The sequence below is a fragment of the Lacinutrix sp. WUR7 genome (assembly GCF_016864015.1).
Taxonomy (GTDB): domain Bacteria; phylum Bacteroidota; class Bacteroidia; order Flavobacteriales; family Flavobacteriaceae; genus Oceanihabitans.
The window spans coordinates 2,155,921-2,170,000 of record NZ_CP045067.1; the positions used below are offsets into that span (position 1 = coordinate 2,155,921).

At 31.2% G+C, this 14,080-nt stretch carries 10 protein-coding genes and 1 rRNA gene (1 of these 11 cut by a window edge); 4 read left to right on the top strand and 7 right to left on the bottom strand.

Annotation, left to right across the window (positions count from 1 at the left end; translation table 11 throughout):
- Window positions 1-15: 15 nt before the first annotated feature.
- The 3 genes from FG167_RS09415 to FG167_RS09425 all read right to left on the bottom strand — a co-directional run bounded on the left by FG167_RS09415 (window position 16) and on the right by FG167_RS09425 (window position 2,621).
- Window positions 16-840, bottom strand: coding sequence for a DUF4412 domain-containing protein (locus FG167_RS09415; protein ID WP_203458063.1), 825 nt, complete (start codon window positions 838-840; stop codon window positions 16-18).
- A 111-nt stretch (window positions 841-951) separates the two neighbouring features.
- Complete coding sequence (locus tag FG167_RS09420) at window positions 952-2,295, bottom strand: C13 family peptidase (protein WP_203458064.1); 1,344 nt, start codon at window positions 2,293-2,295, stop codon at window positions 952-954.
- 113 nt (window positions 2,296-2,408) lie between these two features.
- Window positions 2,409-2,621 carry a hypothetical protein gene (locus FG167_RS09425; protein WP_203458065.1) on the bottom strand — a complete coding sequence of 71 codons (213 nt, stop codon included), beginning with the start codon at window positions 2,619-2,621 and terminating at the stop codon, window positions 2,409-2,411.
- 305 nt (window positions 2,622-2,926) lie between these two features.
- Here FG167_RS09425 and FG167_RS09430 point away from each other — a divergent pair, with 305 nt between their 5' ends.
- Both FG167_RS09430 and FG167_RS09435 read left to right on the top strand, forming a co-directional pair.
- A complete protein-coding gene (locus tag FG167_RS09430) occupies window positions 2,927-3,496 on the top strand; it encodes a sigma-70 family RNA polymerase sigma factor (protein ID WP_203458066.1) in 570 nt (189 codons plus the stop codon).
- A 5-nt stretch (window positions 3,497-3,501) separates the two neighbouring features.
- Complete coding sequence (locus FG167_RS09435; RefSeq protein WP_203458067.1) at window positions 3,502-4,266, top strand: tol-pal system YbgF family protein; 765 nt, start codon at window positions 3,502-3,504, stop codon at window positions 4,264-4,266.
- A 124-nt stretch (window positions 4,267-4,390) separates the two neighbouring features.
- Here the strand turns inward: FG167_RS09435 and FG167_RS09440 are convergent, their stop codons facing one another.
- From FG167_RS09440 to FG167_RS09455, 4 genes are all read right to left on the bottom strand, one after another.
- Entirely contained in the window at window positions 4,391-7,153 is a 2,763-nt protein-coding gene (locus tag FG167_RS09440; protein WP_203458068.1) for a CHAT domain-containing protein, read from the bottom strand.
- Window positions 7,154-7,213: 60 nt separating this feature from the next.
- Entirely contained in the window at window positions 7,214-7,855 is a 642-nt protein-coding gene (locus FG167_RS09445) for a hypothetical protein (protein ID WP_203458069.1), read from the bottom strand.
- A 118-nt stretch (window positions 7,856-7,973) separates the two neighbouring features.
- The gene (locus FG167_RS09450; protein ID WP_203458070.1) at window positions 7,974-10,409 is read right to left on the bottom strand and encodes a ribonuclease HII; all 2,436 of its coding nucleotides are present in this window, start codon (window positions 10,407-10,409) and stop codon (window positions 7,974-7,976) included.
- A 149-nt stretch (window positions 10,410-10,558) separates the two neighbouring features.
- Window positions 10,559-11,158 (bottom strand): ribonuclease HII, encoded by a 600-nt coding sequence (locus FG167_RS09455; RefSeq protein ID WP_203458071.1) that lies wholly within the window; start codon window positions 11,156-11,158, stop codon window positions 10,559-10,561.
- A 131-nt stretch (window positions 11,159-11,289) separates the two neighbouring features.
- Between FG167_RS09455 and FG167_RS09460 the strand changes: the two genes are divergently transcribed.
- The gene (locus FG167_RS09460) at window positions 11,290-13,266 is read left to right on the top strand and encodes a putative porin (RefSeq protein WP_203458072.1); all 1,977 of its coding nucleotides are present in this window, start codon (window positions 11,290-11,292) and stop codon (window positions 13,264-13,266) included.
- A gap of 630 nt (window positions 13,267-13,896) precedes the next feature.
- Window positions 13,897-14,080, top strand: a 16S ribosomal RNA gene (locus FG167_RS09465); it runs 1,334 nt beyond the window's last position.

Sequence of the window (14,080 nt, forward strand, 5' to 3'; positions counted from 1 at the left end):
AAAAGGTTAACAACTTTACATCATTTTTTTATAATCACTACCATTTATGGTAAGCTTGCTTTTTTCTAGTGCAATACATTTCATTACCATAATTTGTTCTTTTCTTTTGGAAGTATTTGTGATATGCATTTCCATGGTTAAACCATTAATCATCGACATCCAAGATTGGTTTAGACCTTTTTTAGCTTTTGCTTTGTAGAATGATTTGGAGAAAGAAACTCCAGCATCTTGGGTTACCCAAATGTTTCCATGATAGTCTTTACCTTCTACCTCATATTCATGACAGGTATAATTAAGGATGGTTTTTGTTTTTCCGGTTGGTGTAATTTTTACTTCTTGCTCTTCCATAGCATCCTCTGTCATATTATCAAAATCTAAAGGAATAGACATTTGTTTTTTCTCATCATTTATTTCCATAAACATGATTGCTCTTTTTTCAGACATATCCATCACAGTAATCATTTTGGTATTGTTGTTTTCTAAATCCATACTGCTACCAATATAATTATCGTCATTATTTAAAAAATAATGGATGTTTGTATGGTGCTTATCACTTTCAACTTGCATTACAAACTTGTGTGTAAATACATAGGCTTTCTGTATTTCTGAAGAAGAACGATTACTCGTTTGGCGTTGTTCTTTTTTATTTTGCTTCTTTCTATTAAAAGTAGAGTCGAATGTTTTTTCGGTTTCTCTGGTGGTTTTCTCATCTACTTTCTTTTCTAAAGTTCGTTCTGCAGCGCGTTCAGCTGCATTGCCGAATTTTTTTAAAAGCTGTGCTTGCGTATTTGTAGATAGACTTAGACTTAAGATTATTAGTGCTAGTTTTAAAAATTTCATGATAACATGTTTTAAGATTACACCTTATTAATAGGGAACTTTATAAGAGGTTAACATTTGGTATAAAAAAAACCGAAGACTAGCTTCGGTTTTAATTTTAGCAATTTGGTTTTATAAGAATGTGGAAGCACCAACACCAGAAGCACTTGGAGAAGAAGTACCAACACCATCATTATCATCTTCATATTGTGGTTGTTCATTTCTAGCGTCATTAGCAAGAATATATACTTGCGCTTCGTACATAGAAATTTTTCCGTCAGCATTTAAATCGGCATTAACCGTGTTTCCTGTAATGGGATCTTTTCCAGTGACAGCAGCAAAAAAATGATAGGTAAATTCGCCAAACATACCAGAAGTATGTGAATAGGTAACTTGAAATTCTGTTCCAGAGGTCATGATAACCCTATTTGGTCCTTTAAAATCCCAAATAACACCACCACTATAACATGGTTTTACTACAGCAATCATAGAATTCATTGGTAAGGCATTAATTTTACTAGCTAAAAAGTCATCTGTCAATGCGGTAGAAGAATTATAGTAAAAAAACTGTTCGTCTACATTGTCATTAATACCAGCTCTATTATCATCGCCATTACTATCTATAACTCCAGAGTTTCCATAGCTTGGATTGTAGGTGTCGTTACCGCCTCCGTGATTATTCATCATTAAAAAGAATTTGGTATTGGAATTCATTCTGTTTCCTAAATACGAAAATGCATTATTTAAGCCTGTTTGATTTGCGGCATAATGTACAGGAATGTCACTATCCTCGCCAATACCATTTTTATATACTACACGAATGTTGTCTTCGGGATAACCTTTATCTAATAAAATAGAGTACATGAATTTCACATCGTTCCAATAACGCATGTAGGCATAGCCATCGTTAATTCCGCCACTATAAATAAGTGCTGTTTTGTTTTCTTGCGAAAAATCAAATTCACATAATTGCGGATATCTTATACATACATTATAAAATTCTGGTCTAGAAATAAACACTGTCGGACTTAAAATTTGTATTCCGGAAAGGTTATTTATTAATAAGGTGGCTAATGAAATGTCTCCTAGGATTTGTGAAGTAGACAGATAGCTTTCATTATTACTTACCTCTAAAGTACCCGTAATTTTAACTTTTTTTCCGTAGTACTCATTAAGGTTTAATTCATTTTCTAAGTCGGAATCCATATTGATATGAATATAATTTCGCTCGTCTATAAGTCCGTCAACATAGTAATCATTTTGACTAACCAGTAATTTTGCTGCTTGGTTTTCTACAATAAGAATACCTTCTACTTCAAATTCTTGTCCAATTTGATTACGCCAAGAATCTTTTTTAATATTAGAGTAACCAACAATTTCTTGTTCTTGCTCTTGATTTTCAGATTCATTATCATCTGTCACACAAGAAAAGCTTAGCGCTAATAGTAACAGGAATAAAAATTTTAATTTTTTCATGATTATTAAGTTTAAAGATTAATACTGCTTTTTATGTGTTTGTCTTTAATAGGTTAACATAACAGCAAAAAAAAACCGAAGCATATTCACTTCGGTTATAAACATTATATGTTTTAGCTTTCTTCTTCTCCTACAGGCTCAGAAGCTGTTTTTATACTATTCCACTCTGGTTTGCTAGAATTTAAATAGGCATAAATAGGTTTTTCATTTCTTACCATGTCTAAATAAATAGGCATGTCTTTAAAAGGTAAAAAGATTGCGCCAACTTTATTTACAGGAACATAGGTTGGTTGTGGCACTTGACTTGTTTCATGCAAGAAATACATAATAAATCTGTGGTCACTACCATAACAAGTTATGTATCCTTGAATTTTTATACTAATATTTCCCCAAGTTGCGGCAGTTTGATAGCCTAAAGCTGCTCTGTATTAGTTTACTGTAAATTGTTTTGTTGCCATAATATTTATGATTTTATGATTAATAGTATGGTTTAATATAAACGGTATCTTAAGGTTAACATATTTAAATAAAAAACAGTAAAAAGATATATGTGGTAGAAGATTAATAGGTTATGCCTAAAAAAAGTTAAATTAGCAGTAGCGTGTTAACCTTTTATACTTAGTTACATTAAATGCATAGAGTTCAAAATAATATTACTATTGAAGATTTAAAGGAAGGCTCAGATTTGTTGTTTAAAAATATATACGAAGACAACAGAGACAAGTTTTTAAATTTTGCTAAAAAGTATAACTTATCTCAAGAGGATAATATAGATGTCTATCAAGATGCATACATTATATTTTATAATAATGTCATGCAAGGCAAGGTACAAGAGTTTACTAGTAGCATTTCTACGTATTTATTTAGCATTGGTAAGTATTTAATTTTTGATAAAATGAAGAAAAACAATAAGACCATAAATCCAGATTTTGATTTGTCTATTGTTAGAGAAAAGGAAGAACTTGTAGATTCAGAATTAGAAATGGAACAACAAGAACTAACCACAGAACAAATTTTATTAAAAAAGTATTTTGTTACTCTTGGAAAGAAATGTCAAGAACTTTTAACCTTATTTTATTATAGAGGTTTTACCATTAAAGACATTATAGAAGCTGGAAATTACACAAGTGAAAACGTAGTGAAAAGCGCAAAATCCAGATGCATGAAAACCCTAAAAGAAAGAATTAATACAAAAGAATAATAGCAATGGATAATCAAGACCTACTATATCATTATTTTTCTAACAGCTTAACTGCTGCTCAGGAAAAGGTGTTTGAAGATTTATTAGAAAATGATGCCGAATTTAAAGCACAGTTTTTATTTGAACAAAACTTAAAAGCAGTAATTAAAAGTAATGAAATAGATACTTTAAAAGCAAAACTTCAAGGTTTTGAAAAAGACTTGTCTGCAAAAAAAACGACCAGGATAGAACATTTTAATACCGAAACTACAAAACCCAATCCTACTATTTTTAATTATAAATACTTTGCCATTGCAGCATCTATTGCATTGTTAATGGGATGGTTTGGTTATCATTCGTTTTTTGGTACCGACTATTCTAGTATGTATGATGCTAATTTTAGTGCTTACCCAAATACCGTGTATACCATTACTCGAGGGGATACCGAAAATTCTCTAGAGCGTGAAGCTTTTGTAGCATACGAAAGTAAAGACTATAAAACTGCCATAGAAAAATTTGATGCCATTCCTGCTGAAGCAACAAAAGAGTACTTCCGTTTTTATAAAGCGCAAGCATATTTAAATGTAGAAGACACTAAAAATGCAAAAGACTTATTTACAAAAGTAGTTACCGAAAATAAAAACTTTGTTGCAGAATCTACATGGTACTTGGCATTGATCTCTTTAAAAGAAGAAAATAAAACAGAAGCTAAAAAGTATCTGGAAAATCTAGTTGCTAATTTTGATTATAATAAAGAGAAGGCACAAACGCTATTAAAAGAACTTCAATAGTTATGTCACTTCGAGGGTTTTCAATTTTTTATTGGAATAGTATCGAGAAGTTGTGCTAATAAATAGTTTCAATATGGTTTGTTCGCTCTTTGTCATTCCTTACGAGATGCCGAATCCACATTTTTTATATTCTTGATTTTCTACGTTTCCTAAGTATTCCTCCAATTAAAATAAAAACAACGGTACCCAATAGATACCAGATTAAATTACTACTAGAAGCTAAAGCAGCAGTATTTCCAGAAATTACAAATCCAGACCAATAATAAGGATGAACCAAATCATTCTGTTTGTTGGTATTTAAAAAAGCGACTTGTGCTTTTTGTAAGGCAATGTCTTTGGTTTCCTTTTTAGATAAGTTTTTGTAAAAAGCATCCATAATATGTAAAGCGGAAGCATCGTTAATTTTCCACAATGTACTAGAGATACTGGAAGCACCACTAAAGTAAAATCCGCGAGCTAGACTCATAAAACCTTCACCGCGTTTCAGATTTCCAATACCGCTTTCGCAAGCACTTAAAGTCACTAAATTGGTGTTCATATTTAAATTGTACAAATCACTTACATATAATAAATTGGTGTTTGTTGCATTTGGTTGAAAGGCTAAATAGGAGTATTCCGGAGTTTCATCATCTAAAATAGCGTGTGTTGCAAAATGAAGAATGCCGTATTTGCTGCTTTCGGTATTAAAATTCTCAAGGGTTGCTTGGTTGCTTGTTAATGTTTTTCCTTTAAAATAATGTAAAACTGCGGTAGCTTCTTCTGTGTTATTTGGTAATGCTAAAAGTGTGGAAGACGAAGCATTAAAACTAGGAGCAAAGGCTAGTGCTTCGTTATTAATTCCTTCTTTTTCGGTAAGCTGTTTTAATAAAGTTGCAGAGTTCGCATAGCTAATCGCATAGTCTTCTACTAAATATTTGGTCTTCGTTTCATTTGTATTTAAGCTAGAAAACGGAATGTAATTCAGTAATCCATCTGCAACAATAATTAGATTTTCTGCGTTTCGGTTTGCCAAACTTGGAGCCACTAATTTTTCATATAACCTATATGTTTTGCTATTTAAGGTTTCTAAATCCGATTTCGGATTGTTAAGCATTTCGTAGATGGTATTAATCTCGTTTTCTAAATTTGCATCCAGTTTATAATACTGCATGTCTTTCGTGTTTTTAGTAATTGCGATGGTATAAATAGCGTTGTTACCATAAAAATAAGAAAGCAATAGATCTTCTGGTTTTAACAGTGCTTGTACTTGAGAAACAGAAATTACTTGTGCGTTGTATTTTAAATCGTAATAACTTTTGTAGTTGGTTTCAATGGTAGTTATAAGGTTTCGGTATTCCTTTTTTAATTCAAATAATACATCTTCTATTTTTTTGTTTTCCGAATGATTTAATTGTTTTTCTATATGATTGATTTGCAATTTTAATACTTGTTCTTGCTCAATAATTTCCTTCGGAATATTAGCAAACGCCGTAGCTTTTGTACTTAAAAGCGCTTCTAGTAAAAGTGCGGATTTGCTTTTTTCGGAATAAAAGAAAGCATTGTCTATAAGCGAATCTTGTTTTGTATTTTGATATACATTGTAGGTCGCTTGCAAACCAGACTCGAAAACAGGAAAGGCTTCTTCCATTAAAAAGAGTTTATCGGTATTATTTTTAAAACTAGGTTTTAATAAATCTAAGGTTTGTATCGCTTCCTGAACCGTTTCTAAACTTTCGGAAGGATTCGCTAGTTCATTTAAAATTTCTGCTTTGTTTTTTAAAATTTTTAAAACTGCAGTCTGATTAATAGTAGAAGGATTCGCGTTTGTAGTGAATTGCTCTAAAGCCAAATTGTAATTTTCTAAAGCTTTTTCGGGACTGTTAAATTTGGTGTGTAACAAACCTATTTTATTATATGCTTCTGCAACATCATTATGTGCTTGGTCTTGCCATTTTTGCTTTACAAGTAGTAACGCTATTCGGAGTTCCTTTTCAGCTTCCAGATAATTGTTTTCAGCATCTAATATTTTTGCTTTTGCTTCGTGAAATACAGACCATCTTGGATGATTCTCTGCTAGATTCTCTTTCATTATTTTTAGATAGTATGAAGCGCTATCTATTTGTGAAGTACTCAAATAATTTTCTAGTAAATGGTTTGCTTCTGTAATGATACTACTAGCGTTTCCGTTGTTAAGCAAGTTGTGCTCTAAAGATTTTTTGAAGTATGCATTAGATAAAGTATACTGTTCTTGACTTTTTAAAACTTCGGCTAGTAGGCTGTAGTTTCTGTTTATTTTATAAAGATCGTCTGCTTTTTTTGTTTCTAAAATATGAATATTCTTGGTGTAGTATTCTTTTGCTAAATCATATTTGCCATCATTAAAATAGGTCTTTGCTATAAAACTATAGGCACTCGTTAATAGATCAATATTATATACATTCCATTCTTCTTCATTTAATGCTTCAGTAGAAGTAATTATAGAAAGGAATGCTTCCCTTGATTTTTCATAATCGTTCAATAAATAATAATAGGTTCCTTTATCTAAATGGATGGTGTTTATATAATAAGACGGACTGTCAAATTTGTTTATTTCGTTTTTATTAAACCGAATAATAGAATCTAGTGTATCTAGATTACTTTTCATTTTTCTTAAATTATAAAAATGACCTGCAGATTTATTGGAAGAGCTAATACTTCCAATTAGAAATTCTATATCCTTATGTTCTTTTGCTAGTTTATTAACTTGATCGTAGTAATAATAGGTAGAGTCTTCATTTGTGTAGATAAATTGATTTGCTTTAAGAAATAAAGAATAAACCTTATCCATATAAATAGAATCATTTTTATTTTGGCTGATAGCATTATTTATTGCTAGAAATGAAAATAAAAGGAGTATTTGTTTTTTCATAAAAAAGTCTTCAAAATGAATTGAAGACTAATTTACAAATATTTAAAACAATATGATTTTTTATAGGTTCACCAAGTTAGCCAATATAGAATAACTTCCATTTGCTGTTACCACAGTTATCATTACTTCTCCCGTAAAGCCATCTTCAGAGAAACCGAAGGATTGATACTTACCTAAACCATTGGTGTTTTCTATAGTATGGATTTGCGAATTAGCATTTGTATTTACCAACGTATTTTGGTTTGCAACAGAAGTAATATTTAAACTCAATATATTTGTTCCTGGTTGAAAAATAATATTTCTAAAAGTGTTGAATTCTGTTAAACAAAGACATGGCGATGGAGCCGGTGGTACAGGAGGAATTCTTGGTGGAATTAAAAAGGCATTTTCCGGACTTATAATAGATTGAGATTCTTCGTTGTTATTCGCAATTGCAATGTTAGCTTGAGTAATACTCGCTTGCGCATCATTGTAACCAGGATCGCTATCCGGAATTTGTTGCCATATAGCAATGTCTGCACTTAACCTAGTGTTTTCGGTTTCTAAATAGTATTTACGCAAATCGCCTTCGTAAATGTAATTGGTAGCTGTAAATTCTACTTGTTCTGGATCATCTTGCGGAAATCTGTCATCTTCGTCACAACTATTGTTTGTGAACATAATAACGGACAAGAGCACTAGTACTACATAACGTGTTTTCATATTTTTAATGTTTTTTGGGTTACACTGTAGCTAGTTAATAGTAAGGAGATACTAAAGTTAACAATTTTTCAAAAAAAACATATAAAAATGCAGGTTATTTTATTTAACTATTTGGTTGTTAGTTTATTTGGTAAATAATAAGTGTGTTGTTCTCTCCTTTAGTTACAAACTCTAAGTTGTTGTCTTTGTCTAAATTGTCTAATGCAATTGCAGAGTTTCCATACACAGGGAAATTGTTTTGTAAAACACCATTACTATCATATAAATACACCTTCTGCGTTTGCAAGTCTGTAGTAGAAACGTAAATTTTATCGTTAATATAAAAGAGCTTTGGTGTATCATAATTACCAAAATCTAAATCTAACGTTTTATTTTTTATAGTTAACTTGTTTTCGGTTTGTGCAACAAGTGTTTTTGTTGTAGTGGCCAAATGATGTTTTGTACTAAGATTTAGGTTTTCTGTACTACTCGTTCCGTTGGTGCTAAAACTAACCAATTTACCATCTTTGGTTGTGGTTGTAAATTTGTTATAATATAGGTATACGGCTTGATCAGAAAAGACGTATTTACCTTTTGGTGTAACTCTTGTTTTACCAACTCGATCTACAATATATAGTTTGTTGTCTGTTTTAAACGTTAAGTAATCTTTGCGGCCAATTCTAAAATGTTGCGGTTGGTGATTAATGGTACTTTCTGCAGCTTTAAATTTAAATCCTTTTACCGGTTTTCCTTTTGCATCATACATTAAAACGTTTTTACCTTGCGTTACTAGTAGTCGATATTTTTTGTTATTGTCATAATCAAAAACCGAAAGCGGCTGCGTAATAGCATCGTTATACTTTAATGGAAAAGGAGCAACGTCTTTTCCGGTTCTATCTAAAACATAAACGCGGTTAGGAGTAGCAAATGCTAATTGGAGTCTGCCGTTTTTGTACATGTCTATTTGTTGTACTTCTCCTAAAACAGGACCTTGAAGTTGTTTTTTCCAAAGTACTTTTCCTCTATTAGAAATAAGATAGATATGGTTGTTAATGTCTTGAACTATAATTTCCTTTTGCTTGGTGATGTGATTGGTTACTAATTGCGGATTGTTAATCAAGTCTGCATCTAACTTAATATTGTATAATTCGGTTACCGAGTTCTCTCTTGCTCGTGTCTTGTTCTTTTTTATGATTGCATTTACATGTGCGAAATTGGTATCGTACACAAATTGTATAGCCGAAGTTTTATAATCGTCTAGTTTCAGATTTAGGGTTTCCTTAAAATTTGTATTTATAATGTGCTTTAAACCTGTAGGATTTGCAATCAATAATAAAGACGAAGCATTGGTAAGATGCACTTTGGTACTTTGGTAGTATTCCTTTTCGCTATACGTGGTCTTGTTTTGGTAATTCGCAATAATGTTTTCTAAGGCTTCTTTGGTACTGGTGAAAACAAAAAAGTCGTCGATGTTGGCGTAATAATTCGCTTGTTTAAAAGTAATTAAAGGGGAGAATGTATTGCGAAATAATCCTGCTTCACTAAAATTGTAAATTTCTATTTGTCTGTAGGTTTCTACTAAATTTTGGTCGTTTAGTAATGCATCCTTAGTAGCAATTACATCTAAAGAGTTTAATAAAATACTTTGGTTTTTTCCTTCGTAAATAATACCAACTTCTACAATATTATCAAAAAGCGTAGTTTCTGTTGTTAAAGAATCTGTACTTCGGAATTGTTTTAGGTTTTCATTTAAAATAGAAAAATCGTTAAATGTAAAACTCATAAACCCATCGGCATTACTTGGTGCAATCGATGCAATGTTATTTTCTTTAGCTATCGTATTTTTAAAAATGTTAATTAGGCTTTTTGTAGAGTCTGTTGCTTTGGTAATTCCGTTTAATATAATAGCATCTTGGCTAATATCAGCATCCACAAGTGTGTAGTTTGTAAAGGATGTAAAAGAAATAGAATCATTAGTAAATACAGATTGTATTCGTTGCTTATTTTTATTATTAATAAGAATAGAAAACGGTTTTTTAGTATCACTAGTTTTTAATATAGCTTTTAAATCTTCGTCTTTATTCGTGGTAATAAGCGAGGTCTCTAAAATTTCTTTGCTAGAGGAAGCAATAAAAATACTGTCTTTATAGGTGTTGTAGGTAATGCTTTTGTCTATTTGTGTTTTGTTAATAGATATACTTTGATATAAATAGGCTTCCACACTAATGTTTTGCAAAGAATCTACAGCAAACAAATCTGGTGTTTGTTTGGTAATAACGGTATATTGCAGACTGTCTTTTTCGTCATAATTAAAACAAACTAAAAGCGGATTTGTAGTATTTAAGTATTTAAGATTCTCTAGTTTTTGACTTAATGAAGTATACGTTTTGCTATTTGATAGACTGCGGAGTAAATCATTATTCTCTAAATTGCTTTTTAAGCTTTCTAAATTGTTGACCTTAATAATTACCGAAGCATCTTCTGGAATATAATCTATAGTATTAATATGTGTATTCGTATTATTACAACTAATAAGTATTAGACTAATAAGAAAAAGGTTCCAGGTTTTTTTCATGTAAAAAGGGATTTATACAAATATAAGAATGCGTTTATAAAAAGTGCTTAAAGTGCCTAAAGTATTTGAAGCTGCAGCTGATTATAGTTTTTTACTCACCTTTTAATATTAAGGGAGCTTTTTTTTAACTTCAACTTCGCTTGAAATACTTATACCTTTAAGCGTAATTGTTCGGGTAATAGTCGGAAAGATTTTCTGTGATACTTTGTAATTCCGTATTTTCTAATCGCTTCTCTATGTTCTTTGGTAGGATAGCCTTTGTTTTGTTTCCAATTATACATCGGGAATTCTTCATGAATTGTATTCATATAAGCATCTCTATACGTTTTTGCTAAAACCGAAGCTGCAGCAATACTTAAAAATTTCCCGTCTCCTTTTATAATGGTTTCATGCGGAATATCGGGATAAGGTTTAAACCTATTTCCATCTACAATTATGAAGTTCGGAGTTTCTTTTAAACCCGCAATAGATTTGTGCATGGCTAAAATGGAAGCGTTTAGAATGTTTATTTCGTCTATTTCTTCTTGAAAAACATGTGCAAAACCAAAACAGATAGCCTCCGTTTCTATAATTGGTTGTAATAAATCACGTTTTTTTTCACTTAATTGTTTCGAGTCATTAAGTATTTTGTTCTTAAAATTGTCAGGTAAAATTACAGCAGCAGCAGTAACAGGACCAGCCAAACAGCCTCTGCCAGCTTCGTCTGTGCCACATTCTAATTTTAGTTTCGAGTAATTTAATTTCAGCATTTAAGTAATTGTTAAGAATAACAAGTTGTTATAAATTGTAATATTGTAATTCATACCTATTAGATATTTTCTATTTTTGGCAAAAAATAGACAAGTCGGCTTTAGGTTGTTGCAAGGTCTAAAAAATAATTATGAAGCAAAAAATTCTGATATTCTTTTTACTAAGTGTTTTCCATTTTGGGTATTCGCAGGTTTCACCAAAACCACAAATAGAAAAAAGTATAAATAAAAGTATTGATAAAAAAAACAATGCTAATGATACTTTGTCTACTAGATCTAATACAGAGTCTAAGACGGTAAAGGACCAGAAGGCTAAAATTCAAGACTATGTAATCATCTCACATAAAAGAGATAGCGTACATGTAGATACTACGCTAACCATTAAAAAGGAATATAAATTTAATTACCTACGAAAAGATAACTTTGAATTGTTGCCATTTTCTAATGTTGGTCAGACCTATAATAGACTTGCATATAGTTTTAATAGTGATAAACTCATGCCTTTATTTGGGGCAAGAGCAAGACACTTTAATTATATGGAAATTGAAGACATAAACTATTATCGTGTTCCAACACCATTTACAGAACTATATTATAAGACTGCTTTTTCGCAAGGACAACAAGTAGATGCGTTTTTTACCGTAAATACTTCTCCGCAATTAAATATTTCTATAGCGTATAAAGGCTTGCGTTCTTTAGGTAAATACCAACATATACTAACCAGTACTGGTAATTTTAGATTTACTACAAGTTACAATACCAAAGACCAAAGATATATTGCTAATGCGCACATTGTAGCCCAAGATTTAATGAATGAAGAAAATGGCGGATTGAAAGATGATAATATCGCCTTTTTTGAAGCAGGTGATCCAGAATTTTCAGATAGAGGTGTTTTAGAGGTTAATTTTGAAGATGCCGAAAGTATCTTAAAAGGAAAACGTTTTCACTTAGATCATAAATATAGTATAACAAAAGCTAAAGACTCCATCGCAACAAATACTTTAAGTGTCGGACATATTATTTCTTTTGAAGATAAGTTCTTTGAGTTTAATCAAGATAAAGAAACCGATTACTTTGGTGAGTCCTTTAGAGCAACTGATTTAAGAAAACGTGTTACACTAGAAAATTTTTATAACCAAGTACATGTAAACTATACTAATAAAACCCTTGGAGCCTTACAGTTTAATGTAAGTCATAATGATTATAATTACGGGTATGATAATGTAGTAATCTTAAACGAAAACAGAATAACAAACAGAATAAAAGGGCAAGTACTAGCCATAGGAGGTGCGTATAATAAGAACTTTAAAAAATTTAAATTAGATGCAGAAATAGGAGCCAACATATCTGGAGATTTTAATGGTAATTTCTTAACAGCAAAAGCAATCTATCCTATTAATGAAGATGCGGTAGTTAGCGCAAAGTTGAATACCAACTCTAAAGCACCTAATTACAATTTCCAATTATATCAAAACGATTATGTAAACTATAATTGGGAAAACAAATTCAACAATACCCAAACCCAAGAAATCGAATTGCAATTACAATCCAATAAAATAGCAGATGTCTCTTTGAGTTTCTCTTCTATAGATAATTATACATACTTTAAAAGTAACCCGACAGATAGCTTAATTAAACCGTATCAAAACAATGCTACCATAAATTACTTTAAGCTAAAAGTAGAAAAAGAAATCACCTATAAAAAGCTAGGCTTAGCCAACACCATATTATATCAAAACGTAAAAGACGAAAACAATACCTTAAATGTACCAGATTTTGTAATGCGTAATACCTTATACTATGCAAATACATTCTTTAATAACGAACTGTTCCTGCAAACCGGAATCACCTTCAGCTATTTCTCTAAATACTATATGAATGGTTATGATCCCGTTTTAGCAGAACTATATGTGCAAGACCAAAAAGAATACGGCGCATTCCCAAGATTAGATTTCTTTATAAATGCCAAAATTCGTCAAGCAAGAATCTATTTAAAAGCAGAACACTTTAATTCAGCATGGACTGGGTACGATTATTACTCTGCTCCAAACTATCCATATAGAGATTTCACCGTACGTTTCGGTGTGGTGTGGAATTTCTTTTTATAATTTTCAGGGCGTTACCATACTTAACCTGTAGTTAAGTATGGTCAGGCTATCCGCTGTATCTTTTTGTATCCTTATTATAATAGAGTAGAAGTGTCCTATATATAAGGAGTGTTATTAAATAAAGACTAGTCTAAAAATGCCACAAAAAGGATATCACTACTATCCTTAACGCGAATTCCAACAAACAAGCATCCTATTTCAAAAAAACTTTCCGTTATAAATACTTGAAAATAAGCTCTTAGAAAGGCTCAGAAAAAATAATCAAAAAAAAGATTAAAAAAGGCATTGTCAAGAATAAAAAGGTATCTATATTTGCACCCCGCTACGGAAACAATAACATGTTAAGTAGCTGGAAAGTTCTAAAGAAAATCATGTTTTAAAGGTTAAAAAAAAGATTTTTATTTTTTTAATAAAAAACATTGTGAGATTAGAAAAAGGGTTTTATATTTGCACCCGCTAAGAGATTAAAGCCTTAGTAAAACAAGAAAACAAGTTCATACACATATTGAATTGACAGCGTAAGATTAAAATTGGAAACGATTTAAATCAAACAAAGAGAATAAACTATTTTGAGTACTTGAAAAATTCCATTAGTTGTTAAGCAAATAAGTCGCAAGACTATAAAATTTAACGATGAAGAGTTTGATCCTGGCTCAGGATGAACGCTAGCGGCAGGCTTAACACATGCAAGTCGAGGGGTAACATTGTGCTTGCACAGATGACGACCGGCGCACGGGTGCGTAACGCGTATAGAATCTACCTTATACTAGGGAATAGCCTTTGGAAACGAAGATTAATGCCCTATAGTATGTTG